Genomic DNA, 26,283 nt, shown 5'->3' on the forward strand with positions numbered 1-26,283 from the left:
TATTCCGATTGCTTCCGCGGCGGCCGCCGGAAATATGGCGTGCAGGGGTGCTGCGATGAAGTGAGAGCCGCCCGCTCCGGCAAGCGATCCGAGACGGAGTACTGGGCAGTCGGAATACCTCGGAACGCTGGAGCCTTTCGCTCCCGGAGTATCAAGTCGTTGCCAACAGTGCGGATTTTGTGAGGGAGATTCATATGACCGAGGTACTCCCAGAGGCGATCTGGCTGCCCAGCGAACGGGCCGGCGGCTGCCCCTACAACCCGCCCGAGCAGCTGGCCGAGATCCGGGAGAAGACGCCCCTGAGCCGGATCCACTACTCGGGCGACGTGGACGGCTGGCTGGTCACCAGCCACGCGCTGACCCGGCAGATCCTCGCCGACCCCCGCTTCAGCAGCGGCAGCAACCACCACCGCGCGCCCATCCCCGGCGCCCCGTCGATGGAGAACCCGCCGCCCGCGCCGCGCGGCTTCCTCGCCCTGATGGACCCCCCGGACCACACCCGCTACCGGCGCCAGCTCACCGGTCAGTTCACCGTCCGCCGGATGCGGCAGCTGACCGACCGCATCGAGGAGATCACCACCGAGTGCCTCGACGCCATGGAGCAGCGGGAGGGGACCGTCGACCTGGTCGACGCGTTCACCCGCCGCATCCCCGGGGTCGTCATCGCCGAGCTGCTCGGCCTCAGCTACGACGACCGGCAGGCGTTCACCGACCTCGTCGACCACATGCACTCCCTGGGGCGCGAGAAGGCGTCCATCGAGGAGCAGACCAAGGCGTTCCTGGCGGTACGCGGGTTCATGAGCGAGCTGATGCTCGCCAAGCGTGAGAACCCCACCGACGACCTGTTCAGCGGGCTCGCCACCAGCGAGTTCAGCGACGACGAGATCATCAACCTCGGCCTCACCCTGCTCGGCGCGGGCCTGGACACGGTCGCGGGCACCCTCGCCCTCGGCGTCCTCGCGCTGCTGAACAACCCCGAGCAGTACGCACTGCTCGGCAAGGCCGAGGACGACGAGACGGTCGCGCGCGCCGTGGAGGAACTGCTCCGCTTCACCACGGTGCTTCCGTTCCTGCAGCGCAGCGCGCTCGAGGACGTGGAGATCGACGGCCACGTCGTCAAGGCCGGGGAGATGGTCACCCTGTCCACGGCCGCCGCCAACCGCGACGCCGACAAGTTCGGCGCGCCCGACGAACTCGACATCACCCGCTCCGCGCGCGGACACGTGTCCTTCGGCCACGGCATCCACCAGTGCGTCGCGCAGCAGCTCGCCCGGGTCGAGCTCCAGGTGGCCTTCCCCGCCCTGGCCCGCCGCTTCCCGACGCTGCGCCTGGCCGTCGCGCCCGAGGACGTGCCGGTGCGCGACGAGGTCGCCTTCTACGGGCTGTGGAGCCTGCCGGTCACCTGGGACCGGGGATAACACTCCGCCGCCCGCCACGGCGGACCGCGCGGGAGCGAACATCCCCCGTCAGTTCCCGGCGGTCCCACGAGCGGCCCCGCGGATCGTCACCCGACGATCCGCGGGGCCGCTCGCATGCCCCCGAGGACCCGGGCGCGCCCGCCCGCGGTCGACACCGACGAAGGGACACGGAACATGGCCACTGCCCGCACCCGGCGGGAGCGCACCGCCGAGCAGATCACCGCGGACGACCGCGCGCACGTCTTCCACCCCTGGGCGGCCCAGGACCTCATCGCCCCGCTCGCGGTGGCCGGCGCCCAGGGCTCGTACTTCTGGGACCACGACGCCAACCGCTACCTCGACTTCAGCAGCGGCCTCGTCTTCACCAACCTCGGCTACCAGCACCCGGCCGTCGTCGCGGCCGTCCAGGAACAGGCCGCCCGGCTGGCGACCTTCGCGCCGGGGTTCGCCGTCGAGGCACGGTCGCAGGCAGCGCGGCTGATCGCCGAGCGCACACCGGGCGAGCTGAACCGGATCCTGTTCACCAACGGCGGCGCCGAGGCGGTGGAGAACGCCGTCCGGCTCGCCCGGCTGCACACCGGGCGGCACAAGGTGCTCTCCGCCTACCGCTCCTACCACGGCGCGACCGGTACCGCGATCAATCTGACCGGTGACCCGCGGCGCTGGCCGAGCGACCAGGGAACGGCGGGCGCCGTCCGCTTCTGGGCACCGTTCCCCTACCGCTCGCCGTTCCACAGCGACAGCGCCGAGCAGGAGTGCGAGCGGGCCCTCCAGCACCTGGACGACACCCTCGCCTTCGAAGGGCCGTCCACCATCGCGGCGCTGATCCTGGAGACGATCCCGGGCACCGCCGGCATCATGGTGCCGCCGGCCGGCTATCTCGCGGGAGTCCGCGAACTGTGCGACCGCCACGGCATCGTGTTCATCCTCGACGAAGTCATGACCGGCTTCGGCCGCACCGGCGCCTGGTTCGCCGCCGACCACTTCGGTGTCGTACCCGATCTCCTGACCTTCGCCAAGGGCGTCAACTCCGGGTACGTGCCCCTCGGTGGCGTCGCGATCAGCGAGGAGATCGCGGCCACCTTCGGCCGCCGCCCCTATCCCGGGGGCCTGACCTACTCCGGGCACCCCCTCGCCTGCGCAGCCGCCGTCGCGACCATCGAGGTGATGTCCGCGCAGGACGTGGTGGGGCGTGCCCGGCGCATCGGCGCCGAGGTGATCGGCCCGGGACTGCGCGCGCTGGCCGAGCGGCACCCCAGCGTCGGCGAGGTGCGCGGTCTCGGCGCCTTCTGGGCGGTCGAACTGGTGCGTGACCGGGCGAGCCGCGATCCCCTCGTCCCCTACAACGCCACCGGTACGGCCGCGGCCCCCATGGCGCGGTTCACGTCCGCCTGCCGCGAGCGCGGCCTGTGGCCCTTCGTGCACATGAACCGCACGCACGTCGTCCCGCCCTGCACGGTCACCGAGGCCGAGGTGAAGGAAGGGCTGGCGGTCCTCGACGAGGCCCTGGCCGTCACCGACGCGTACGTGGTGTGACCGTCCCCGTCGTCACCGCACCGCACGAGAGCCACCCTGCCCCGGTCCGGCGGCGCAGGGTGGCTCTCGTACGGTGCGGTGGCAGCGGTCAGCGTCCTCGCGCGTGAAACGCGGCGCGGGCCCAGACGAAGCCGACCACGGTGATGCCGACGAGCCAGCCGAGCGCGATGTAGGCGCTGTCGCCGATGGCACTGCCCATCAGCAGGCCGCGCAGCGTGTCGATGACCGGTGTGAAGGGCTGGTACTCGGCGAACCAGCGCACCCCGTCCGGCATCGAGTCGGTGGGCACGAAGGCACTGCTGACCAGCGGCAGGATCTGCAGCGGCATGGCGGCGGTGTTGGCACTGCCGGGGTTCTTCGCGGCCGAGCCGAAGGCGATCATCAGCCAGGTCAGCGCGAAGCTGAGCAGCGCGAGGACACCGATGGCCGCGGCCCACTCGACCGGGGTGGCGGTGGGGCGGAATCCCATGGCGAGCGCCACCGCGAGTACGAGCGTCACCGTGGCCATGGTGCGCAGGAACCCGCCCAGCACGTGCCCGGTGAGCACCGCTCCGCGGGAGATGGCCATCGTGCGGAAGCGCTTGATGATGCCCTCGGTCAGGTCGACGCTGACCGTCACCGCCGTGCTGCCGCCGCCGTAACAGACCGTCAGCAGAACCATCGAGGGCGCGATGTAGTTCAGGTACCCGGTGCGGCCGGCCGCGGCGCCCCCGACCCCGGCCCCCAGGGCCCCGCCGAAGATGTAGACGAACATCAGCAGCAGCACGACCGGGGTCACCAGGCTGGAGATCAGCATGGCGGGGAACCGGATACCGTGCCGCAGGCTGCGGCGCAGCATCGTCATCGAGTCGCTCACGGAGTAGCTGAGGGTGCTCATCGGGCAGTCTCCTTCTGGCGGCGCGGAGCGGTGGTCAGGGCGAGGAACACATCGTCGAGGTCGGGGGTGTGGACGGTCAGTTCGGCCACGTCGACCGCGTTCTCCTCCAGGCGGGCGAGGAGGGCCCGCAGCGCCCCGACACTGCCGTCGTTGGGCACTTGCAGGGCGAGTGCGCCGCTGTCGCGCCGCGCCTCGCCGAGCACGTCCTGAGCCCGCTCCAGCTGCTGCTGCCCGGCGAACTCCAGGCGCACGTAGCTGCCCGGGACGCGCCGCTTGAGTTCGGTGGCCGTTCCCTGCGCCACCAGCCGGCCCTGGTCGAGCACCGCGATGAGGTCCGCCAGCTGGTCGGCCTCCTCCAGGTACTGCGTCGTCAGGAAGATGGTGACGCCCTCCGAGACCAGGTTCCGGATCACGTCCCACATGGCGTGCCGGCTGCGCGGGTCGAGCCCGGTCGTCGGCTCGTCGAGGAAGATGACGGCCGGCCGCCGTACCAGGGTCATCGCCAGGTCGAGCCGGCGCCGCATGCCGCCCGAGTAGGCGAGGGCGCGCTGGGAGCCCGCCTCCGCGAGGTCGAACTGCTCCAGGAGTTCGTCGGCCCTGCGCCGTGCCTCCCGGCGGCCCAGATGGTGCAGGTCGGCCATCATGATGAGGTTCTCCCTGCCCGTGAGCAGGTTGTCCACCGACGAGAACTGGCCGGTGACACTGATGGCGCCGCGCACCCCGTCCGGGTCGCGCACCACGTCCTTGCCCGCCACCCGGATCTCACCGGCGTCCGCCTTGATGAGGGTGGTCAGGATCTCCACCGTGGTGGTCTTGCCCGCCCCGTTGGGACCCAGCAGCGAGAAGATCGAACCCGCCGCCACCTCCAGGTCGATGCCGTCGAGAACCACCTTGTCGCCGTACGACTTGCTCAGGCCCGTGACGGTGATGGCCGATGGGGGAGTGGTCACGTCCCCTCCTTCCGTGACTTCTTGCACGATGTGTGGTGTGGGTCAGGCTCGGTGGATCTTGATCTCGCCCATGACGGTGCGGGTGCGCAGCTGCACGGTGGCGGTCTGCCGCTCCGGGGCGGCGCTGTCCTGCAGGCCGTTGTAGACGCCGCCCAGGAGGCTGCGCGCGTCGAGGTGCGCCGCGACGCCCTCGGGGATGCCCACGCCGATCGAGCCTCGGGTGGTCTCCAGGTCGACCTCCCCGCCCGCGACCTCACCGAGGTAGATGTCACCGTTGGTGTTCTTCGCCTCCACGTCGCCGGACACCCGGCCGACGGAGACCTCGCCGTTGGTGGCCGTGACGCGCAGATCACCGGCGACGTCACCGAGAGCCGTGGTGCCGCTGAGATTCTTGATGCGGGCGGCGCCGCCGATGACGTCGACCTTGAGGTTGCCCTGGGTCGTGGTGATCTCCGCCCCGCCGGTCACCCGGCCCACGTTGACGTCGCCGAGGGCGGCGTCGACGCGCAGCGAGCCCGCCTCCTCCAGCCACACGTTTCCACAGGCGGAGCTGAAGCGGAACTCACCCAGGCGTCCCCGGGCCGTGAGGTAACCGAGAGCGGCCTCGCCCGACAGGTCGGAACCGGCGGGCAGTTCGATGGCGACGACGATGGTCGAGTCCTTCTCGTCCTCGGCCGAGCGGCTCCGTGAGAACAGGCCGCGCCGCGGCTTCGGCGTCCTGATCGCCAGCTTGCCGTTCCGGTAGTGGACCGTGGTCTGTTCGGCGGCTCGCGCGCTCGCCTCGCTCTCGTTTCCCGGACGGACGGTCACGACGGTGTCGGTGCGGTCGCTGCCGGTGATGTCGATCTCGGCGGCGACGAGGTCGAGGTCGACGGAGATGGGGCTGGGAGTCTCGAAAGCAGGCATGGCAAGGCCCTTCTGCGTGGGGGTGGGAAAGGTGGTGGTCTGGTGGCGGGCGTCGAAGTGCCGCGGGCTCAGCGGATCCAGCCCTGGTGGCGCTGGTCCACCCGCGGGCCGCGGCCCAGGGGGGCGCGGCGTGCCGACTGCACGGCGGCGGCGGCCGCCCGCACGAGCCAGGCGTTGGCCGAGACGCCCTCCCGGCCCGCTGCCTCGTCGACGTGCTGCTTGAGCTGTTCCGGCATCCGGACCGTGATGCGGGCGAGCGGGCCCTCGTCGGCCAGGGGCGGCAGGGGCGCGCTGTCCTGCGGTGCCGGCGCCTGATGTGCCGTCGGCTCCGCCGTCGTCGTGACCGTGAAGCCCGGGTTGCTGCCCTGCAGCCGGACATCGACGGAACCAGAGGGCAGGTCCGCGCTGATTTCCTCCGCGGCTTGCGAGACCACCTCCAACAGGGTGAGCCGGATGGCCGACTCCAGGGGGATCGCAAAGCGCTCGAGGAAGGCCTCGGCCTCCTTGCCGCCGGCGGTGCCGGCCGCGGCAAGCGCTCTGCTGAGATTCGTGACGTGCGGCGCGAGGTCCATGACGTCACCGTAGCGTCATCGGTGACGTCACCGCAAGCGATGTGACGTCACATCCTGACGGTAGTGACGTCAGGAGCGACGTCAGGGGCGACGTCACCCGTGTCCTGGCGGCAGGACACGTACGGCACGGCCCTCTTTACGGCAAACCTTTTTCGGGGATTCAATTTCTCCATCGTCCGATCCATGGTCCAGGGGGCGGCAACCAACTGCTTTCCTGGAATTTTGGTAATAGAGTCGTCCGCGTGTCGGGGCGTCACTGATTCTTTACGATTCGGGTTTCTGGTCGAGGACGGATACTGATGGCTGTGCGCGAACGAGAAAACGCTGTCAAGGAGCTTCAGCGACGTCAAGGGGTCGTGATCGAGCAGGCTGAACAGTCTACGTACAGGCAGCATGCCAAAGGGAAACTCAGCGCCCGCCGCAGGGTGGAGCTACTGCTGGATCCGGGGTCCTTCGTCGAACTGGACGCGCTGAGCAGATCCGCCGAGGGCACCGACGGCGGGGGCGGCGAACACTACGGCGACGGGGTCGTCACGGGGTACGGCACGATCGACCGGCGCCCCGTGTGCGTCTTCAGCCAGGACGCCACGTTCATGGGCGGCTCCCTGGGCGAAGTGCACGCCCGGCGCATCCTCAAGGTCATGGACCTGGCGCTCAGGACCGGCCGCCCGATCATCGGCATCAACGACGGCGCGGGCGCCAGGATCCAGGAAGGCGTGGTGTCACAGGCGCTGTACGCCGAGATATTCCACCGGAATGTGAAGGCGTCGGGCGTCATACCGCAGATATCCCTCATCATGGGATACTGTGCGGGCGGGGCCGCCTATTCCCCTGCGCTGACCGATTTCGTGGTCATGGTCGATCAGACTTCCCACATGTTCATCACCGGTCCGGATGTGGTAAAGGCGGTGACCGGCGAGGAAATAGGTGTGGAGGAATTGGGGGGCGCGCGTACGCACAGTTCCGTCTCCGGAAACGCCCACTACCTCGCGGCCGACGAGCAGGACGCCATCGATTACGTCAAGGACCTGCTCTCGTTCCTCCCCGACAACAACGCCACCTTCCCTCCCGAATACCCCTCCGAGACGCTGACCGACGACGCCGTCGACTCGGAGGCCGAACGGCGGCCGAAGCTCGACCGCATCGTCCCGACGTCACCCACGCAGCCGTATGACATGCGTGACGTCATCGAGCAGGTCGTCGATGACATCGGACTCGTGGAGATCCAGGAGGGGTACGCCCCGAACATCGTCGTCGGCTTCAGCCGGATCGAGGGCGCTTCCGTCGGTGTCGTCGCGAGCCAGCCGCTGCACCTCGCCGGCTGCCTGGACATCAACGCCTCGGAGAAGGCGGCCCGCTTCGTCCGCACCTGCAACTCGTTCAACGTGCCGGTGCTCACCTTCGTCGACGTCCCCGGATTCCTGCCGGGGACCGAACAGGAGTGGACGGGCATCATCCGCCGCGGCGCGAAACTCATCTACGCGTACGCCGAGGCCACCGTCCCCCTGGTCACGGTCATCACGCGCAAGGCCTACGGCGCCGGCTACGACGTCCTGGGCTCCAAGCACCTCGGCGCGGACGTCAACCTGGCCTGGCCGGCCGCCGAGATCGCCGTGATGGGCGCGGCGGGCGCCACCGACATCGTCCACCGCAAGAAGCTCGCCGCTGTGCTGGCCGCCGGCGGCGACGTCGACGCGGCGCGCGAGGAACTGCGCCGCGACTACGAGGACCGGCTGTGCAACCCCTACGTCGCCGCCGACCGCGGCTACATCGACGCCGTCATCCAGCCCTCGTCGACCCGCAGCCACGTGGCACGCGCCCTGCGCATGCTGCGCAGCAAGCGCGATCTGACCCGTACCGAGCGCGGGAACATGCCCTTGTGAACCGGCCCGCGCCCGTCACCGCGATCCTCCGCCGCCGCTCGGACCCGGCTCCCTGGCCCCTGCTCCCTGCTCCCTGCTCCCTGGTCCGGGCCCGGCCCCGGCTCGGCCCCGGCCGTCCGGCCCCGGAGGCGCGGCCGTGCCCACGGCTCCGCCTCCCCCGACCGCCGGGCGCCGAGAACCGGAACGTCCAGCCCGACCGCCCGCATCCGGTCCGCGCCGCCCGGCGCGCGGAGCGCGGCACGCCCCCCGGGGGACCCCGTCGCCCCCGCCCCGGCCGGACGCGCGCGACACGACGCGTCGTCCAGCGGCCCGGCCCGGACCGGCCCGACCGACCGACCCGATGAGGAACAGGTATGAGAGAGATAGTCAGCGCCGCGCTGTCCGACAGCGCGCGGGAGAAGGACTTCGCCGCGCTGCCCGTGCCGGACTCCTATCGCGGCGCGGTCGTCCTGAAGAACGAGACGACCATGTTCACCGGCATGGCGACGTCCGAGAAGGACCCCGGCAAGTCGGTCCACATCCAGGAGGTGCCGACCCCCGAACCCGGACCCGGTGAGGCACTCGTCGCGGTCATGGCCAGCTCGATCAACTACAACACCGTGTGGAGCGCCCTGTTCGAACCGCTCCCCACCTTCAAGTTCCTCGAACGGTACGCCCGTTCGGTCGCCGGGGCGCAGCGGCACGACCAGCCCTTCCACGTGCTCGGCTCCGACCTGTCCGGAGTGGTCCTGCGCACCGGGCCGGGCGTGAGCGGCTGGAAGCCCGGGGACCGGGTCGTCGCCCACTGCCTGTCGGTGGAGCTGGAGTCCGCCGACGGCCACGACGACACGATGCTGGACCCCGCCCAGCGCATCTGGGGCTTCGAGACGAACTACGGCGGGCTCGCGGAGCTCGCTCTCGTCAAGACGAACCAGCTGATGCCCAAGCCGGCCCATCTGACGTGGGAGGAGGCGGCCGCCTCCGGACTGGTCAACTCGACCGCCTACCGGCAGCTCGTGTCCCGTAACGGAGCCGGCATGAAGCAGGGCGACGTCGTGCTGATCTGGGGCGCGGGCGGCGGCCTCGGCTCCTACGCGACCCAACTGGCCCTCAACGGCGGCGCGGTCCCGGTGTGCGTCGTCTCCAGCGAGGAGAAGGCGCGGCTCGCCAGGGCCATGGGCGCCGAGCTGATCATCAACCGGGCCGAGGCGGGATACCGCTTCTGGAAGGACGAGAACACCCAGGATCCCGGCGAATGGCGGCGTTTCGGTGCCCACATCAGGGAACTCACCGGCGGCGAGGACCCGGACATCGTCCTGGAGCATCCCGGCAGGGAGACATTCGGCGCGAGCGTCTATGTGGCGCGCCGCGGCGGCACGGTGGTCACCTGCGCGTCCACGTCCGGGTACCAGCACCAGTTCGACAATCGCTATCTCTGGATGAACCTCAAGCGTATTGTGGGAACCCACTTCGCGAACTACCGCGAGGCCTGGGAAGCGAACCGCCTCATCGTACGCGGCATGGTGCACCCCACGCTCTCCGCCGTGTTCCCCCTCCCGGAAACCGGAGAGGCCGCACGCTCCGTCCACCGCAACGAACACTGCGGAAAGGTCGGCGTGCTGTGCCTGGCGCCCGAAGAGGGCCATGGAGTCCAGGACGAGGAACTCAGGGACCGGCACCTGGAACAGATCAATCTCTTCCGCGGCCCGCTGTCCCGCTGACAAGACGACCGAGCGATCGCCGCTGAAGCATCACCGAGAGGAATTCCGTATGTTCGTGCCACCCCAGTACCGTGAGCCGGACGGCTCGTGGATGGTGGATCTCATGCGCCGCAACCCGCTGGCCCTGTGCGTCACCAACGGTGACGCGGCGGACGGGCCGTACGCGACGCATCTGCCGGTGATCCGCGACCCCGGGATGACCGGGGAGTGGGCCGAGGACCTGTCAGGCGGCACCCTGCTGGGGCACATGAACCTGCAGAACCCGCACTGGGCCGCGCTGCGGGACGGACAGTCCGTCCTCCTGGTGTTCACCGGCCCCCACGCCTACGTCTCACCGACCGTCTACGAGAAGTCACCCGCCGCGCCGACCTGGGACTTCACCGCGGTCCACGTGCACGGCACGGTCGAGAAGCTGACGTCCGCGCAGGACACCCTGGACGTCGTCAAGTCGACGGTGCGGGCTTTCGAGAGCGATCTGGGCACCGGCTGGGACATGACGGAGTCCGAGGCGTACTTCGACCAGCTGCTGCCGGGAGTCGGCGCGTTCCGGGTCGAGGTGACCGGCGCCGAGGGCATGTTCAAGCTCAGCCAGGAGCAGCAGCCGCACGTCCGTGACCGGGTCCACGACGCCTTCGCGGAGCGCCCCTGCGGACGGCACCGCGAGACGGCGGAGCTGATGGCCCGGCTCCCGTGACCGACGGCCGACCGGAGGCGGCCCGGCCGATGCCGGGTACGACGAAGCCGTCCCCCCCTCGCGCGTACGGGGGGACGGCCGGCGGAGCGGTGACTCAGGCGCTCAGCGCCGCGATGTCCTCGTCGTGTTCGAGGATCTGACCGGCGGCACTGTCCAGCGTGACGAGAACCCATTTGTCGAAATCGACGCCGGAGTGCTCCGCCGCCTGGCGCCACCGCTCGATGCGGTTGCCGGGGAGCGCGAGTTGCCGCGCCGGGTCCGCCCGAGCCGTGCTCAGGGATTCGACGTTGTCGCTGGCCTTGATGGCGTTGCGCAGCTGCTTGGTCGTCCAGCCCTTGCGTTCCGCGTCGTCGAGCCACTTCTCCTGGCTGTCGAAGGGAAGCGAGGCCACCTCGGCGTGATGCTGGAACGTCAGCGCGGCTCTGCGTCTTTGGATCTGGAACCTCCGGGACACCCACGCGTAGTTGCGCAGGGTCTGGTACTTCAGGCCGGCCGTACGAATGCCCATCTGATAGCGATCGGAGTAGTGGTCCTTCCCGTACACGAGCCAGTCGCCCAACCACCAGGACGACGAGTCGAGCACCCCCGCCAGCTGGCTGCCCGCCCGCTGCCAGGCGTCGAAGGTCAGGTTCGGTGACATCTGCAGGCCCACGCGTGTGGTGAGAACCTCACCGCGTCGCCCGTCCGAGCCGGCCCGTCTCCGCTGCTGGACCGGCACCTCGGAGTGGGTGGTCCTAGCACCCGTCGGAGAAAAGGAACTGCTCGCTGAATTCATCACTTGCCTCCGCGCAAGGAAGAGATCGCCAGGACGAATAGGAGACGGGGGTGGGGAACGAGGACGTCGACTGCCTACTCCGCCAATGCTCCGCTTTGAAGTGTGCTCAACGAGTGGAACCCGAACGCTGATTCGGTGGCAAGGGGACCGTGGAGATGGTCTACAACTTGCCCAGGTCGATGACTGAGAGTAGCGCGGCTGACGCATGGCGCTCACTCTCGCGCCAAGAGGGTGCAAATATACCCGTAAGGGCTGTCCAGCGGTGAGGATTCGGCCACCGATCCCCAGCACCGCCCGTCGACGCGCGGCCCGGGACCGGAGCCCGACGTGCGCCGGGGAGGTCTTCGTCGTTTCAGACGATGTCGCCTTCTGGGTGCCCGCGACGTATCGCCTCAGGACGGGGACACGTGAAGTGATCACGAAAGTCCCGCAGTTCGTCCTCGGTATTCCTGATCGACTTTCACCACGATTCGTATGCACCGCGCGGAGACTTCGGACGAGGCCGCGGAGAAGACCTGACAGCGCGCGGTGTCCATTCACGCGGAAAGGAACGCCGGGAATTCCCCGCCGGAGACGACGTCGGCGACGACATCGCCGATGACACCGGCGATACAGGCGGCACGGGACACGTCCGGCGGGCGCCGCTCGCCGGCACCGCTCGCCGGCGCCGTGCCCGCGCGGTCGACCGCGACGACCCGGTACGCGCCGCCCACCCTCCGCGCCGGCACACCCCGTTCACCCGTGTGACCGGTCAGTCCGTCCGGGCCGAAACCGCCTCGGCGCGTTCGGAGCAGGTACCCGCCCGCACGAGGCCGGCGAGGAGACACGCGGGCACGGCCGGCCGGCGCCGCCGGGCGGTCCCGACGCGCCTGGAGCCGACCGCTCACATCTGGCCATGCTCGATGCCGCAACGGGTCACGGACGGGTGGCCGAAGGCCGCCGCTCGCCGCCGATCTCCTTCGGACAGCGGGACACGAAGCGGATCCATTCGCTCGGAAGTCGCAGGTCAGCGAAGTGCACGAGCGCGGTGTCCAGTTCGATGGCGTGGGAGGCCGGTGACGGTCCGGGGGGCGGATAGGCTGCCCGCTTCCCCCTGGCCCCCGGCCTCTCGCGGAGGTGCTAAGCCATGTCCCGGTCCTTCGTCCACCTGCACAATCACACCGAGTACTCGATGCTCGACGGTGCCCAGAAGCTCAAGCCGATGTTCGCCGAGGTCGCGCAGCAGGGCATGCCCGCGGTCGCGATGAGCGACCACGGCAACATGTTCGGAGCCTACGAGTTCCAGCAGGTGGCCAAGGGGTTCGAGAACGTCAAGCCGATCATCGGCATCGAGGCGTACGTCGCTCCGTCGTCCCGGCGCGACAGGAAGCGGGAGTTCTGGGGACCGGGCGGGCAGCGCGCCGTGTCGGACGACGGCGAGGGCTCGAAGGACGTGTCCGGCGGTGGCCGCTTCACCCATATGACGATGTGGGCGACGGGCGCCCAGGGCCTGCGGAACCTCTTCCGCCTCTCGACGGAGGCCAGTTACACCGGCCAGTTCCCGGCGGGCAAGCCGCGGATGGACATGGAACTGATCAGCGAGCACGCCGAGGGCGTCATCGCGACGACCGGGTGCCCCTCCGGCGCGGTCCAGACCCGGCTGCGGCTGAACCAGTACGACGAGGCCCGCGGGGTCGCCGCCGCCTACCAGGACATCTTCGGCAAGGAGAACTACTTCCTGGAGCTGATGGACCACGGGCTGCCCATCGAGCGGCAGGTGCGGGAGGGGCTGCTGCGGCTGGCGAAGGAGCTCGGCATCCCGCTCCTGGCCACGAACGACGCGCACTACGTCCACGAGGGCCAGGCCGACGCGCACGACAACCTGCTGTGCATCGGTGTCGGCAAGAACAAGGCGGACGAGAAGCGGCTCCGGTTCCACGGCAGCGGCTACTACCTGAAGACCGCGCAGCAGATGCGGGCCCTGTTCGCCGAACTGCCGCAGGCGTGCGACAACACGCTGCTGATCGCCGAGCGGACCGGTCCGTACGACGAGGTCTTCGACTACGTCGACGAGATGCCGCGGTTCCCGGACGTGCCGGCGGGGGAGACGCAGGAGTCGTGGCTGCGCAAGGAGGTCCTCAAAGGGCTCGCCATGCGCTACGGCGACCCCGTCCCGGCCGAAGTGCTGGAGCGCTTCGAGACCGAGATGTCGGTCATCGGCCCGATGGGGTTCTCCTCGTACTTCCTCGTCGTCGCCGACATCTGCAGGTACGCCCGCGACAACGGCGTGCCCGTCGGGCCGGGCCGCGGTTCGGCCACCGGCTCGATCGTCGCGTACGCGACGCGGATCACCGAGCTGTGTCCGCTGGAGCACGGCCTGCTGTTCGAGCGGTTCCTCAACCCCGAACGCATCAACCCGCCGGACGTCGACCTCGACTTCGACGACCGCAGGCGCGACAAGATGGTGCGCTACGTCACCGAGAAGTACGGCGACGCGTACACCGCCATGGTGAACACGTTCGGCAAGATCAAGGCCAAGAACGCGATCAAGGACTCCTCCCGGATCCTCGGCTACCCCTTCTCCCACGGTGAGCGGATCACCAAGGCGCTGCCCCCGGACATCATGGGCAAGTCGATCCCGCTCGACGGCATCTTCGACCCCGAGCACCCGCGCTACGGCGAGGCCGGCGAGATCCGGCAGATCTACGAGAACGAACCGGACGTGCGGAAGGTCGTCGACACCGCCAAGGGCGTCGAGGGCCTGACCCGGGGCACCGGCGTCCACGCGGCCGCGGTCATCCTGTCCAAGACCAGGCTGACCGACCGCATCCCGCTGCACATGCGGGCCTCCGACGGCGTGAAGATCACCGGGTTCGACTACCCGTCGTGCGAGGACATGGGCCTGATCAAGATGGACTTCCTGGGCCTGAGGAACCTGGGCGTCATCGACCACGCGCTGCACAACATCCGGGAGAACCGCGGCGTCAGGCTCGCCACCGTCGACCCGCTGAACGGCGACACGGACACCACCGTCATCCCCCTGGACGACCGGAAGACCTTCGAACTGCTGGGCCGGGGCGACACCTTCGGCGTGTTCCAGCTCGACGGCGGCGGCATGCGCGCGCTGCTGAAGCTGATGGAACCGACCCGGTTCGAGGACATCGCGGCCGCCCTGGCCCTGTACCGGCCCGGCCCGATGGCCGCCAACGCCCACACCAACTACGCGCTGCGGCAGAACGGCAAGCAGGAGCCGGCCCCCATCCACCCGGAGCTGAAAGAGGTCCTCGAACCGATCCTGGGGAGCACCCACCACCTGCTCATCTTCCAGGAGCAGATCATGGCCATCGCCCGGACGCTCGCGGGATACACCCTCGGCGGCGCCGACATGCTGCGCCGCGCGATGGGCAAGAAGAAGCCCGAGGTCCTGGCCGCGGAGTGGAAGAACTTCCACGCGGGTATGACGGGCAACGGCTACTCCCAGGAGGCGACCAAGGCGATCTGGGACGTCATGCTCCCGTTCTCCGGTTACGCCTTCAACAAGTCCCACACCGCCGGATACGGACTCGTCTCCTACTGGACCGCCTACCTGAAGGCCAACTACCCGGCCGAGTACATGGCCGCGCTGCTCACCTCCGTCGGCGACGACAAGGACAAGGCCGGCGTCTACCTGGCGGACGCCCGCAAGCTCGGCGTCACCGTCCTGCCGCCCGACGTGAACGAATCCGCGGCCGAGTTCGCGGCCGTCGGCGACGACGTCCGGTTCGGCCTGCTCTCGGTGCGCAACGTCGGCGAGAACGTGATCGAGTCGATCACCACCGCACGGAGGGCCCGGGGGAGGTTCACCTCGTTCCAGGACTTCCTCGACAAGGTCGACCTGCCCGCGCTGAACAAGCGGGCCGTCGACTCGCTCATCAAGGCCGGCGCGTTCGACTCGCTCGGGCACACCCGCAAGGGACTGGCAGCCGTGCACGAGACGGCGGTCGACGCGGTCGTGCCGTTGAAGAAGGCGGCCGCGTACGGGCAGGACGACCTGTTCGCCGGCCTGGGCGGTGCCGGGGGAGGTGCGGACGACCCCGGGTTCGGATTCGACCTGAAGATCGGTGAGGACGAGTGGCCGCGGGGGCGGCTCCTGTCCACCGAGCGCGAGATGCTCGGCCTCTACGTCTCCGCGCACCCGCTGGACGGCACCGAGAACATCCTCGCCGCCCACCGCGACACCACGATCGTCGACCTGCTGTCCTCCGGCCGCACGGAGGGCGTCGTGCGCCTGGCGGGCCTGATCACCGGCGTCCAGCTGAAGATGACCAAACAGGGCAACAACTGGGCGATCGTCGACCTCGCCGACCGGGACGGCACGATCGAGGTCCTCTTCTTCCCCGCCGCCTACCAACTCGTGGCGGGGGCCCTGGCCGAGGACGGCGTGGTGTCCGTCCAGGGCCGCGTCAACGACCGGGACGGCACGGTCAGCCTCTTCGGACAGGAACTGCGCGTACTCGACGTCGCCTCGGCGGAACGCACCGGCGCGGCCCCGGTAGCGCTCACCTTGCCCTATTACCGCGTCAACGAGCCCGCGATCAGCGAACTCGGGCGGATCGTGAGGGCCCACCCCGGCGAGAACCCGGTCCACCTCTCGGTCCGCGGAACGCGGAAGACGACGGTCTACCGCTTGCGGGCCACCGTGAACGCCACCACGATCGCCTCCGACATCAAGGGTTCGTTCGGCCCGGACGCATGGCGGGGAGTCGCATGACCGACCCGAGCGCCGGCGACGAGGCGATCCACCTGCGAGTCGGCGCCACACCCCCCTGCACCCGGTGCGAAGGACCGACCGTACTGCAGGTCCGGTTCCCGTACTCCTGGACCAGCGGCAACGGAAACATCCTCAAGGGTTTGCGAGAGAGCACCCTGTGCCCGGTCTGCGACCAGGAAAGGACGGAAGCCGAAGCCCTGTCAGGGCTCCTGACGTCCCGCCACGAACCCGACACCGCCGGCCTCGCGCCCTTCGTGGGCATGGTCGCCGCGTGGGTCGAATCACTACGACAGGAGCGTGTCGATCTCGACCTCCTGGCCACCGAGCACGAGCGGTGGCAGCGAGGCGACCTGTGACGACAGCCGTACCGACATGCCTTCCCGGCCCGGGGTGCCGACGGTGTGGTGTGTCGCCGGGTGGCTCACCGCCACGAGGTCCGCACATCGCGGCTGCGCGGACACGACGGCGCCCCCGCGTGGCGGTCCGCTCGCGGGGGCGCCGTCTGGGGGTGTGAATGTAGCGTGGACAGCCCCCATGTGTGCGGTGTGGGAGGGACGCGTGCCCGTTGACCCGCTCTGGAACAGCACGACAGCACTGCGGTTGGCAGCGCAGCGGCGCCCCGGCGCGCTCATCCGGATCGGACGCCGGCACCGCGCCCGGACGCCGGCCGCGCTCGCAGACCGGATCGGCTGCTTGCCCGCGACCGTCTCCCGTCCGGAACGCCGAACCCAAGTCGCCGACCTGGCCCTGCTGCACCGTGCCGCCCAGGAAGTCGGCGTCCCCCGACACATCCTCATGACATCCCTCGCGCCACGCTCCACTGCCGCCACGGCGGCCACTAGAGTGACGGCCAGTCAGCGTGACGCCGAGGATCACCCCATGCGCCGACGTACGCTGCTCACCGCCACGGCGGCCGCAGGCCCCGTCGCCCTGCTGATGGGCCTGGACGATGCCCTGGCCGACACCCCCGCCCCACCCGGCGCCGGGCCACTGGACCACCGCCTGACCGGCGCCCGCTCCCTGTACGACCAAGGCGCGCACGCACGGCTCCTGGCCGTACTGCCCGGCCTGCTCGCCGACGCCCACCACGCAGCCAGCTCCCGCCGCGGCCTCGACCAGGCCCGGCTCTCCACCGTCTACAGCCTCGCCTCCGTCGTCCTCGTCAAGCTCGGCTCCTACGGCCGAGCGCGGCTCACCGCGGACCGTGCCCGTGCCTGGGCCGAGATCTCCGGCTCTCCACTCGCAGCGGCGGCAGCGGCACGGGAACTGGCCATCGCACCGCGCCACCAGGACCAGCACAGCGCCGCTCAGCGCCTGATGTCCTCGGCGGCCGACGGCCTCGAAGCGACCAGGCTACGCAGCGACGCCACGGCAGCCGCCTACGCGCAGATGCTCTGCACCCTGGCCTACACCGCAGCCCGGGCCGGACAGCGCACCGAAGCCCTGGCGATGACCGAGGACGCCCGCCACGCCACCCGCCGCCTGGCCCAGGCCGCTCCACCCGGCCGGCTGTTCGCCATCAGCCCGGCCCGTCGACCTGTACACGGTGGGCGTGCACTGGGCGCTCGGCGACGCCGGGAAGAACCTACGCCCCGGGCAGTTCCCGACCGCCGAACGCAGGGCCCGCCTCGGCACCGACATGGCGCGCGCCTGGTGGGCCTGGCAGCGGCCCGAACGGACCGCCCGGGCAATGCTGGATGCCTACCGGGCCAGCCCGGGCGAGGTCCGCGACCGGCCCGCGATCCGCCGTATCGTCGACGAACTCGCCGGACGGCACCTGCGCACCAGCGGCGTACGCGAACTGCACGCCGCAGTGACACGGACCGCCTGAAGGCCGTACGGCGGCGCGGGTGCGCCGCCCGGGACCAGCATGCGGCGGTTCGGGGACGAGGGCGTTGTCAGGCTCTTCGGGAGAGGGCTTGGGCATGCGCACGGCCTGCCGCAAACCCGATGCCTCCGGGACATGGCAACAACCCCACGGACAGGAGGAGCAGGGTTCCGCTGCCGGGTCTGCGGGGCCGGTGCAAGGCTCGCATACCCTGCGGTGCGGCCGATAGGCCCGGTCCCTTCCGGCGCTTCAGGGCTCGTGCGGGGTGCGCTCTTCGCGCAGGGTGTCTTGTCTACCAGCGGTACCAGCGGTACCAGCGGCCCTTGCGGCCGCCGCTGTCCGCGGAGCGGACGACGAAGCCCAGCAGCCACACGACGAGCACGATCACCGCGATCCACCACAGCGCCTTCAGGGCGAAGCCCGCGCCGAAGACGATCAGGGCCAGAAGAAGAACAAGAATCAGGGGAACCATCGTTATCGGCCTCCTGGCCACCGGATGCCCTTACTTCACTCTTACAAGCACACAAAGTATGAGTTACTTCTATGGAGTGAGGGGCATGTGCGCGCCGTGTGCCCTGGACGGTTCCCCCTCTCCCCCGCCTCACGCACCGCACACGCGGCGCGCACCGGTCGGTCATCGGCCGCGGTCGCGGTGGGCGGCGACCCGGACCCGGGTTCCGCAGCGGGTCGAGCAGTAGCGCTGCGGGGCGCGGCGCCCGGTGTCGATGAAGTAGCGGTCGCAGTCGGGTGCCGCGCAGCGGCCCCATGCGCAGTGGCCGCGTTCACTGAGCCAGAGGGCCAGGGCGAGCGCGGCGGTGGACAGCAGCCATCGGGCCGGCTGTCCGTGGTGGGGGGGCGCGGTGTGGAGCGACCAGCGGCGTTCGGGCAGGCGGACCAGTCGGGGCCGGGCGGGGTACCGGTCGAGCAGGGTGTTGATCGCCTCGGCGGCGCTGCCCTCGTCCTCGGTGTCCAGGATGCCGGCGATGACCGCCGCGGCTTGGCGCACTTCTTCGGCGGTGGTCTCGGTCAGCCGCAGGGGCGGGCCGCCGTGTGCCTCCACCACGGCTTCGAGTCCCTGCGGTGTGGCTCCGCCGCCGTCCTGGACGGTGTTGACCAGGTCGGTCAGGAAGTACAGGCCGCGCGGGTTGTCGTCGGCGAGCCGGTGGTCCATGGGTCTCTCCCGCTTCAGGAGGCGGTGTCGCCTCGCCATGGTAACGTCTAAATTAGATTTAGACGTTACTGGTTGATCGTGCAGGTGGAAGAGGGGGCCCGCTGTGGCCGAGTCGCACACGTCCGTGCTGGTCGTCGGAGGCGGGCCCGTAGGGCTGGTGCTGTCCTGCCTGTTGTCCGGTCAGGGGGTGGACCACGTGCTGGTCGAGTCCCGCCCGGCCGCCTCGCGTCATCCCAAGGCCCGAGGTGTCTCGGCCCGGTCCATGGAGATCTTCCGGCGCATGGGGCTGGAGAAGGCGGTCCGCGCCGCGGGGCTGCCGGCCGAGCAGGTCTCCTTCTACCGGGGCCGCGACCTGGTCGACCCCGACTACGTCCGCACCGGTCCCCTCCGGGAGCCCGGCCCCGAGCACACGCCGTCACCGGGACTCGTCTGTTCCCAGGACGTCCTGGAGCCCCTGCTGCTGCGGCGCGCCGAGGAGTTGGCCGGCCCCCGCGTCCGGTTCGGTACCCGGCTGGTCTCCTTCTGCGACGACGGTCTCGGCGTACGGGCCGTCCTCGAGGAGCGGGCCGGCGGCCGCCGGTACCGGCTGCGGGCCGACTGGCTCGTCGGCTGCGACGGTGCCTCCAGTGCCGTGCGCGCGGGGGCCGGGATCGTGATGGAGGGTCCGACCGGTCTGGGGCGGTACCTGAGCATCCGTTTCGAGGCGCCCCTGGGAGAGGTGGTGGCGGACCGCGCCAGCGCCTCGTACTTCCTCACGGTCCCCGGGCGGGGCGGCTTCATGGCCGTCGACAACGACCGTCACTGGATCTACCAGTACCCGCTCGGCGCGGGCCCGGGTACGGCAGCAGATCCGGGTACGGCGGCGGACGTGACGGACCACCGGTTCCTGGCCGGGCTCGTCCGTACGGCGGCCGGTGTCCCGGACCTGGACGTGACGGTCCGCGACACGATGACCTGGCGCATGGACGCGCAGCTCGCCGGCTCCTACCGCCGCTCACGGGTCCTGCTGGCGGGCGATGCCGCCCACGTCGTCCCGCCGACGGGCGGACACGGCATGAACACCGGCATCGGCGACGCCGACAACCTCGCCTGGAAACTCGCCGCCGTCACCGCCGGACACGCCGGCGAAGCCCTCCTGGACACCTACGAGACCGAACGGCGCCCGCTCGCCCGCCAGGTCATCGACATCTCCACGGCCAACGCGGCCGACCGGACCGGCTACCGCATCGACGACGAACTCCTCCTGACCGCCGCCTACCGCTCCGCCGCCGTCGTCCCCGGCCCGGAACACGCCGATCGCCCCGGCGTGCTGGACCCGGCCGGCTGCCGTCCCGGGTGCCGGCCGGGGGAGCGCGTGCCCCACGTCCGGCTCACCGCCGCGGGTGCCGCGGACGTGACGTCCACCCTCGACCTCGTCGGCCCCGGCTTCACCCTGCTCACGGCCGACGACGACCCGTTGTGGCAGCCGCAGGCCGAGGCCGTACGGCGGGCGGGGATTCCGCTCGCGCTCCGCGGCGTCCGTACTGCCTCGCGGCGGGAGGCGGTGCCCGGGCAGTGGGCACGCCTGGCCGGCGCCGCCGGCCGCGCGGATGCCGCACTCCTGGTGCGCCCCGACGGGCACATCGCCTGGCGCGGCGTCCGTCCGACGGACCTGGCAACCCTTCCGGCCCTGGTGCGGCGTGTACTCGCGGCGCCGTGACTCCCGTTGAGACGGTTCGGTCGTCCGGGCGCCGGAAAACGAACGGACCGGATGGCCGGAGCGACGGTCTGCGCGATCGTGACGTCGGGCAGTCGTACGAAGGCCGCGCTCGGCACCACCGGCAGCAGGAAGCCTCGGCCGTTCACCGGACCAGGGCCTCGGCGAGTTCCTGCGGGCGGGCGGCGAACGGGCTGTGGCCGCCCACCAGCGTGCGGACGGTGAACGGCTCGCCCGGCAGGGCCCGGTCGGCCTCCGCGATCATCAGGTCCTGTACGGACGTCGGCAGTGCCCGGTCCTGCGCGCAGCGCATTGTGCATACGCGGGATACGACCCCACCGCGACGCGGTCAGGACGACGGGGGCCGCCGGGACGGCCGGCGGCAGATCGGGGCTGAGCGCGGAGCGCCAGCGGTCGAAGCGGTCGGCGGGCGTGTCGTGGTAGTAGGTCTGCCGCAGCTCCTCGGCATAGGCGGGGTCCGACGAGAGCGGGTCGATCCGCACGGCCCCCAACGCCCCGGGTTCACCGAGGCCGAGGCCCTGCCTCCGCGCGGTGGCGTTCTCGGGCGCGCTCAGGTACACGACGTCCTCGAACCGCACCGCGCGGTAGTCGATCACCTCGTCCGCGCCCAGCCGGCGCACCAGGTCGTGCTTGGCCGCACCGGCCACAAGCCAACCGGCGGGCGGCGGTCAGCCAGTGGCCCACGGCGCCTCGGGGAGCTTGGCGCTGCCGTCGTGCCCGGTGAACTCCAGGGTGGTCGGCGTTCCCAGGCCCGGCATCCGCATCGTCACCCGTCGCAGGCCGCCGTTGTCGTCCACCCAGTAGGTCAGCGGCGACCGCCCGCCGTCGGGACCGGTGCCGGGTGTGGTGCCCTTGGCGCGTGGCCCGGCGATCCGGTCGTAGTCGCGGCCGGCGATGCGGTCGCGGCCCAGCCAGCGGGCCCCGGACTGGGCGAGCAGCATCTGGTTGTCGGGCCGGTCGGCGCCCAGCTCGATCAGCAACTGGAGCCCGGCGTCCAGGGGGTCGGTCGTGTAGGAGCGCGGGGACCAGCCCGAGCGCGGGATGTGCTCGGCCTGCTGCCACGACGGGCTGCCGTCCAGCGCGGGTGCCAGGCCAAGGCCGTCGCTGTCCCAGACGATCAGGCCGTGGTCGAGCGGCGCGGCGGAGGATGCGGACGATCCGGCTGACCCGGTGGTCTGGTAGCTCCCCACGCCGTGGTGGGTCCGGTAGTCCACCACGCCGCTGACCCGCAGCACCACGCCGCCGCCCTCGGCGGCCGTCAGGGTCACCGACACCGGGCTGGCCTGGTACAGGTTCAGCCGCGACAGCGCCAGCCTTGACGCCTCGTCCATCGTGACCGGCCGCTCGGCGCTGCTGCCGGCCAGGCTCCGGTAGGCGGCCACGCCGACCACCGCGGCGCCGCACACCGCGATCGCGACCAGTGTTCTGAGCCAGCGAGTCCGACGCGGCGCACGGCCGTCGGTCTTCGTCTTCCGAGCCATGCGGTCGCCTTCTCTCATCGGTCTCTCTCGTCGATCGGTCGCAGTCGGGTGGGCCGCGGACCACCGGTCCGCAAACCCACCCGATCCGGATCTGTGCGACGGCCGGCACGCCGGGCACCGGCCGTCGCAGAGGAGGGGTTACTGGTGCTGGCCCCTGCGCCTGCGGACCATCACGAGCAGCCCCGTGCCACCCGCGACGAGCACCGCGCAGCCGGCCAGGACCAGCGGAAGCTCCTGGCTCACACCAGTGGAGGCCAGTTGCGAGCCGGACGGAGAGCCCGCCGGAGGCTGTGCACCCGGTGCGCCCGCTGCGGGCGGCGTCGGCAGCGGCGGTGCCGGCGACGCACTCGGTGCCGGCGTGGAGCTGGAGCTCGGGGCGGGCAGAGGTTGGTTGACCGCCGTGACCGAGACTCCGGTGCCGAGGTTGTCGGAGGTCAGCACCAGCGGCCCGAACACCGGCACGGCCGGTTCGGCGTAGCCGGCCGGCGGGCTGGTCTCCTGCCAGTAGTACGTTCCCACCGTGCCGCTGCCCTGGCAGATGCCGTCGGCCCCGGTCGTGCAGGGGTCGCCGACCTTGGTGTCCGGCTTCGACCCGTCGGTCTGCAGGCCGTCGGTGCCGTTCGTCTCCTTCCACAGCTGGAACTTGGCCCCGGCCAGCGGGTTGCCGTGCTGGCCGTGCTTGAGCACGCGCAGCACACCCTCCTGCTGCCGGAAGCCGAAGTCGTAGGTGTGGTTGTTCTCGCCGGGACCGCCGGTGGTCAGCGCCTTCACCGGATATGCAGTACCGGGCGGCACGGTCCCCTTGGAGTCGACGAAGTGGTTGGTCCCGACGTTCGCGTCGGTCGGCACCCACTCGTAGAGCGGACCGCCCTTGGCGTAGTCGGCCGGGTTGTCGAGCTTGATGATGTAGTCGGTCTTCGGCTTGAGCCCGCCGGTGACGTCGGAGTCGTCGAAGTAGTACTCACCCCGCGCCGTCGTCTTCGTCGTGCCGACCAACTTGCCTGATTCGTCGTACAGATGGATCGTCACCCCGGCCGCCGGTCGCTGGCCCGGGTCCTGGATGCCGGTGCGCTGCGGGTCGTACCAGACCCGGTTGCCGATCTGCAGCGGCGCCTGATCGCAGAGCACCTCCAGGTCGCCCATCGAGGCGCCCTTGCCGAACGGTGCGTTGGTGTTCGCCGGGGTGAGGCGCAGGCCGAACTGCGGGTCCTGAGTGCCGTCCTTGCGCTCGAGGAACGACGTGCCGTAGCCGAATGCCTGGTGGTTGGAGTCGAAGGAGGAGACCGCGATGGTGCTCTCGGCCTTGGAGAGCGCCATCCCGGCGAACGCCGTGTTGCGGTGGCCACCCCAGGTGGTGTCGAAGAAACGGGTGCCCCGAGGGGAGAGCCCGCAGCCGTCGTTGGTGTCCATCACGTACCTGCCGTTCGACAGGCATGCCTTGTTGAGGTCGCCGCCGGACATGACGTTGGCGACGGAGCCCGGCGCGGGGGCGCCAGGACCGCGGTCGGCGAAGCGGTCGCGGAAGGCGAGCAGCATCGAGCCGTCGGTCTCGAAGAGGATCTTCCCCAACTCCGGTTCGGGGTTGGCGATCGTGCTCGTACCGCAGGCATTGCCGTTCTGCGTGGTCGGGTACGTGCTGGTCCACGGGAACCAGCCCGCGCCGGGGCACGGCCCCCCGCCGACCGTCGACTGCCGCGGGTAGTCCAGCGGCTGGTCCAGCACCGGCTTGCTGAATGCCCCGGTGGTGAGGTCGAACGGCAGGACCACGGCGCGCATGTCCGTGAGCTTGCCGGTGGACTGGCCGGAGCACACCCCGCCGACGTAGCCGGTGGCGTCCTGCATGCCCAGGCCGAACGGGCGCCAGTCCCCTGCCGCCGGGCAGCCCGGGTCCGGGATGGCGTAGGACGCCTTCGGCGCCGAGGCCGTCGCCGCGGAGGCGTCGTAGCGGTAGAGCTTGCGGTCGTTCAGGTTGACGACGAAGAGGTCCTTGCCGTCGTCGGTGATCGCGATGCCGCCCAGGCTCTCCTTGCCGGGCACGTCGAGGAAGGCGTCGTCCGTCCCCGGCCCGTGCACGGTGCCGCCCGCGTTCGGCACGGTGGTGAAGAGCCTCGTCTTGTTCTGCGCGGGGTCGGTGACGTAGACCGCCCCCGGTCCGCCCGGGCCGTAGTCGGTGCCGCGCTTGGCCAGCGCGGAGGAGAAGACCCGCTTGTCGGCCCTGTTCCAGGCGATGCCGTACAGCGTGCCAGTGTCGGCGTTGGTGGCGAGGGTCGTCGCGGTGTTGTTGCCGCTGGAGCCCTCCTGGCCGCGCGCGCTGTACGGGAAGGAGACCAGCGTGCGCTTGCCCCCGCCCTCGTTACTGGTCGGCTGGCAGGTCGCCACCAACGGCGCGTTCTTCTGGCAGTAGTCACCCGGGTTCCACAGCCCGGTGGTGTAGGAGACGTTCTTCCCGCCCGAGAGGTCGACGAACTCCTCGTTGCTGCTCAGCCGGGTCGGTGCACCGTCCAGCCCCTGCCGCGAGGCGAAGGCCGGGAACAGCACGCCCGGCTTCGGATTCACCACCTGTACCCGGTACTTGCCGCCGGTCGCCTTGCTCTCGGCCGGCGCCAGTGTCACCGTGCCGTCGGCCGCGGTGATCCCGTCGATGCTGGTTCCGGCGTCATCGGTGAGGGTCACCGTGACGCCCGCGATGCCCGGTTCCAGCGCGGGCGTCCACGTGCCGCTGGTGTCCACGGCCCGGATCACCCGGACCGTCACCGATCCGTCCCCCGCCTGCGGATAGGCCGCCGGGGCCACCACCAGCGAGCAACTGCCGATACCTAAGACGAGCGCCGCAACGCCCCCCAGGGCACGGAGACCGAGCACCCCTGATCTCCGCCGCCCCGGCCCGCGCGCGGTGCCGTTCCGTTGTTCACTTGTCTGTGTCATCCCCTGCTCTCATCGTTCAGAAGGGTCTGCTGCCCAACTCCGAGAGAAACGCGTCAAGTTGGTGGGCCGCCTCCAGTGAGCTTAAAGGGAACCCAAGCAAGATCGTTTTGGAATTATGAATTCCGATTCCAGTGATCCCTTGCCCAACGATCTCCGCCGGGTGTGCCCAGTAGACGGCCGATCCAGGTTTTGCAGGGGGTCAGTCGGCGGCGGGGTGAGTCGGCCTTCGAAGGCGATCTGGAAGGCGTTCAGGGGTGCCTTCCAGCGCATGGCCCATCGCTTGCGGCTGCCGGTCGGTCCACGCTCATCAGCGCCATGTAGACGCACTTCATGGCCGCGGCCTCGTCGGGACGGTGGCCACGGGCGCGAACGGCCTTGCGGATACGGGCGTTGACGGACTCGATCGCGTTCGTCGAGCAGACGACCTTGCGGATCTCGACGTCGAAGGAGAGGAAGGGCACGAACTCGGCCCAGGCGTTCTCGCAGAGCCGGATGACCGCCGGGTACTTCTTCAGGGCTTGATCAAGTTCCGAAGGTGTCCGGATCGTTGGTGACGCCCAGGATGGGGAGTGCTCGGTAGGGCTCGTCGCGGATCGCCATCGCGCACTTCGGCGACCATGCGCACCGCACGACGGCGCAGCTCAAGCGGGTAACGGGAGGGTCTTGCCATGACTCAATCCTTACATGGAGCCCTTTCAGCGTTGCCTCTCCAGAGTGAGGACGGCTTTGGCGATGACGGCCATGAGGTTGGGGCTGCAACGCGCTCCGCGGAAGATCCGCCAGGACTTCAGGCGGGCGCCTCCGCGTTCGACGGGTGCCCGGGCCGCGTACAGGGCCCGGTTGACGGTCCGCTCGGTGGGGGTGAGTTCGCCGTTGGACGGGCGGCGCTTGGCGGTGGTGACCCAGTCTCCGGCTCCGATGTAGGCCATGTCGGCGAGGATCGGGACGCCCTGGCGCTCACAGATTCGGATGATCTTGTGGGTGCGGGCGGCCGTCAGGTCGTGGGTCCGGCCCGGCAGCGCCGGCGACAGCCACAGGATCTCCCCGGCCGGATCTGTGACGACCTGCACGTTCACTCCGTGCCGTCTGTGCTTGGAGGAGTGTGCGCCGTGAGGCGCTCG

20 protein-coding genes and 2 pseudogenes are annotated in these 26,283 nt (G+C 70.4%); 9 read left to right on the plus strand and 13 right to left on the minus strand.

Going from position 1 to position 26,283, the window contains the following annotated elements; all coding sequences use genetic code 11:
- Window positions 1-194 precede the first annotated feature (194 nt).
- Together VT52_RS07510 and VT52_RS07515 are read left to right on the plus strand one after the other, a co-directional pair.
- Window positions 195-1,418: a cytochrome P450 gene (locus tag VT52_RS07510; protein WP_046427578.1), complete on the plus strand. Its 1,224-nt coding sequence runs from the start codon at window positions 195-197 to the stop codon at window positions 1,416-1,418.
- A 174-nt stretch (window positions 1,419-1,592) separates the two neighbouring features.
- Window positions 1,593-2,954, plus strand: a complete 1,362-nt coding sequence (locus VT52_RS07515) for an aspartate aminotransferase family protein (protein ID WP_046427581.1) — start codon at window positions 1,593-1,595, stop codon at window positions 2,952-2,954.
- Window positions 2,955-3,042: 88 nt separating this feature from the next.
- Here the strand turns inward: VT52_RS07515 and VT52_RS07520 are convergent, their stop codons facing one another.
- The 4 genes from VT52_RS07520 to VT52_RS07535 form a co-directional block, all read right to left on the minus strand.
- Entirely contained in the window at window positions 3,043-3,831 is a 789-nt protein-coding gene (locus VT52_RS07520; protein ID WP_046427583.1) for an ABC transporter permease, read from the minus strand.
- A complete protein-coding gene (locus tag VT52_RS07525; RefSeq protein WP_046427585.1) occupies window positions 3,828-4,781 on the minus strand; it encodes an ATP-binding cassette domain-containing protein in 954 nt (317 codons plus the stop codon). The genes VT52_RS07520 and VT52_RS07525 overlap by 4 nt, the downstream gene beginning before the upstream one ends.
- 42 nt (window positions 4,782-4,823) lie before the next feature.
- Window positions 4,824-5,687 (minus strand): DUF4097 family beta strand repeat-containing protein, encoded by an 864-nt coding sequence (locus VT52_RS07530; RefSeq protein ID WP_046427587.1) that lies wholly within the window; start codon window positions 5,685-5,687, stop codon window positions 4,824-4,826.
- A 68-nt stretch (window positions 5,688-5,755) separates the two neighbouring features.
- Window positions 5,756-6,259, minus strand: a complete 504-nt coding sequence (locus VT52_RS07535; RefSeq protein WP_046427589.1) for a hypothetical protein — start codon at window positions 6,257-6,259, stop codon at window positions 5,756-5,758.
- A gap of 299 nt (window positions 6,260-6,558) precedes the next feature.
- On the opposite strand from VT52_RS07535, the gene VT52_RS07540 reads away from it, so the two are divergent.
- The 3 genes from VT52_RS07540 to VT52_RS07550 all read left to right on the plus strand — a co-directional run bounded on the left by VT52_RS07540 (window position 6,559) and on the right by VT52_RS07550 (window position 10,536).
- On the plus strand, window positions 6,559-8,142 hold the full coding sequence (locus VT52_RS07540) for an acyl-CoA carboxylase subunit beta (protein WP_046427590.1): 1,584 nt from the start codon (window positions 6,559-6,561) through the stop codon (window positions 8,140-8,142).
- Window positions 8,143-8,495: 353 nt separating this feature from the next.
- The gene (ccrA, locus tag VT52_RS07545) at window positions 8,496-9,842 is read left to right on the plus strand and encodes a crotonyl-CoA carboxylase/reductase (protein ID WP_046427593.1); all 1,347 of its coding nucleotides are present in this window, start codon (window positions 8,496-8,498) and stop codon (window positions 9,840-9,842) included.
- Window positions 9,843-9,891: 49 nt separating this feature from the next.
- Window positions 9,892-10,536 carry an FMN-binding negative transcriptional regulator gene (locus tag VT52_RS07550; protein WP_046427595.1) on the plus strand — a complete coding sequence of 215 codons (645 nt, stop codon included), beginning with the start codon at window positions 9,892-9,894 and terminating at the stop codon, window positions 10,534-10,536.
- A 94-nt stretch (window positions 10,537-10,630) separates the two neighbouring features.
- On the opposite strand, the gene VT52_RS07555 is transcribed toward VT52_RS07550, so the two are convergent.
- Together VT52_RS07555 and VT52_RS37500 are read right to left on the minus strand one after the other, a co-directional pair.
- The gene (locus VT52_RS07555; RefSeq protein ID WP_338059183.1) at window positions 10,631-11,518 is read right to left on the minus strand and encodes an LmbU family transcriptional regulator; all 888 of its coding nucleotides are present in this window, start codon (window positions 11,516-11,518) and stop codon (window positions 10,631-10,633) included.
- Between the two features lie 329 nt (window positions 11,519-11,847).
- Window positions 11,848-12,039, minus strand: a complete 192-nt coding sequence (locus VT52_RS37500; protein WP_143070848.1) for a hypothetical protein — start codon at window positions 12,037-12,039, stop codon at window positions 11,848-11,850.
- 398 nt (window positions 12,040-12,437) lie between these two features.
- On the opposite strand from VT52_RS37500, the gene dnaE reads away from it, so the two are divergent.
- The 3 genes from dnaE (at window position 12,438) to VT52_RS39540 (ending at window position 17,871) form a co-directional block, all read left to right on the plus strand.
- The gene (gene dnaE, locus VT52_RS07560; protein ID WP_046427597.1) at window positions 12,438-16,040 is read left to right on the plus strand and encodes a DNA polymerase III subunit alpha; all 3,603 of its coding nucleotides are present in this window, start codon (window positions 12,438-12,440) and stop codon (window positions 16,038-16,040) included.
- A complete protein-coding gene (locus VT52_RS07565) occupies window positions 16,037-16,396 on the plus strand; it encodes a DUF6300 family protein (RefSeq protein ID WP_046427599.1) in 360 nt (119 codons plus the stop codon). Before dnaE ends, VT52_RS07565 begins: the two co-directional genes overlap by 4 nt.
- Window positions 16,397-17,592: 1,196 nt before the next feature.
- The gene (locus tag VT52_RS39540; protein WP_338059184.1) at window positions 17,593-17,871 is read left to right on the plus strand and encodes a hypothetical protein; all 279 of its coding nucleotides are present in this window, start codon (window positions 17,593-17,595) and stop codon (window positions 17,869-17,871) included.
- A 289-nt stretch (window positions 17,872-18,160) separates the two neighbouring features.
- Here the strand turns inward: VT52_RS39540 and VT52_RS07575 are convergent, their stop codons facing one another.
- Together VT52_RS07575 and VT52_RS07580 are read right to left on the minus strand one after the other, a co-directional pair.
- On the minus strand, window positions 18,161-18,340 hold the full coding sequence (locus VT52_RS07575; RefSeq protein WP_046427601.1) for a DUF5670 family protein: 180 nt from the start codon (window positions 18,338-18,340) through the stop codon (window positions 18,161-18,163).
- Window positions 18,341-18,502: 162 nt separating this feature from the next.
- A complete protein-coding gene (locus tag VT52_RS07580) occupies window positions 18,503-19,039 on the minus strand; it encodes a CGNR zinc finger domain-containing protein (protein WP_053055718.1) in 537 nt (178 codons plus the stop codon).
- 103 nt (window positions 19,040-19,142) lie between these two features.
- On the opposite strand from VT52_RS07580, the gene VT52_RS07585 reads away from it, so the two are divergent.
- Window positions 19,143-20,738 (plus strand): FAD-dependent monooxygenase, encoded by a 1,596-nt coding sequence (locus VT52_RS07585; protein ID WP_046427603.1) that lies wholly within the window; start codon window positions 19,143-19,145, stop codon window positions 20,736-20,738.
- A 142-nt stretch (window positions 20,739-20,880) separates the two neighbouring features.
- Here the strand turns inward: VT52_RS07585 and VT52_RS07590 are convergent.
- The 5 genes and pseudogenes from VT52_RS07590 to VT52_RS07605 all read right to left on the minus strand — a co-directional run.
- A pseudogene (locus VT52_RS07590) lies at window positions 20,881-21,331 on the minus strand (alpha/beta fold hydrolase); the annotation flags it as partial.
- A 93-nt stretch (window positions 21,332-21,424) separates the two neighbouring features.
- Window positions 21,425-22,237 (minus strand): hypothetical protein, encoded by an 813-nt coding sequence (locus VT52_RS07595; RefSeq protein ID WP_046427604.1) that lies wholly within the window; start codon window positions 22,235-22,237, stop codon window positions 21,425-21,427.
- A gap of 138 nt (window positions 22,238-22,375) precedes the next feature.
- Window positions 22,376-24,991, minus strand: a complete 2,616-nt coding sequence (locus VT52_RS07600; protein ID WP_240509680.1) for an SdrD B-like domain-containing protein — start codon at window positions 24,989-24,991, stop codon at window positions 22,376-22,378.
- Window positions 24,992-25,381: 390 nt separating this feature from the next.
- A pseudogene (locus tag VT52_RS35375) lies at window positions 25,382-25,674 on the minus strand (transposase); the annotation flags it as partial.
- 183 nt (window positions 25,675-25,857) lie between these two features.
- On the minus strand, window positions 25,858-26,283 hold a 426-nt coding region (locus tag VT52_RS07605), incomplete at its 5' end, for a transposase family protein (RefSeq protein WP_143070849.1).

Source organism: Streptomyces malaysiense (assembly GCF_000980885.2).
Classification (GTDB): domain Bacteria; phylum Actinomycetota; class Actinomycetes; order Streptomycetales; family Streptomycetaceae; genus Streptomyces; species Streptomyces malaysiense.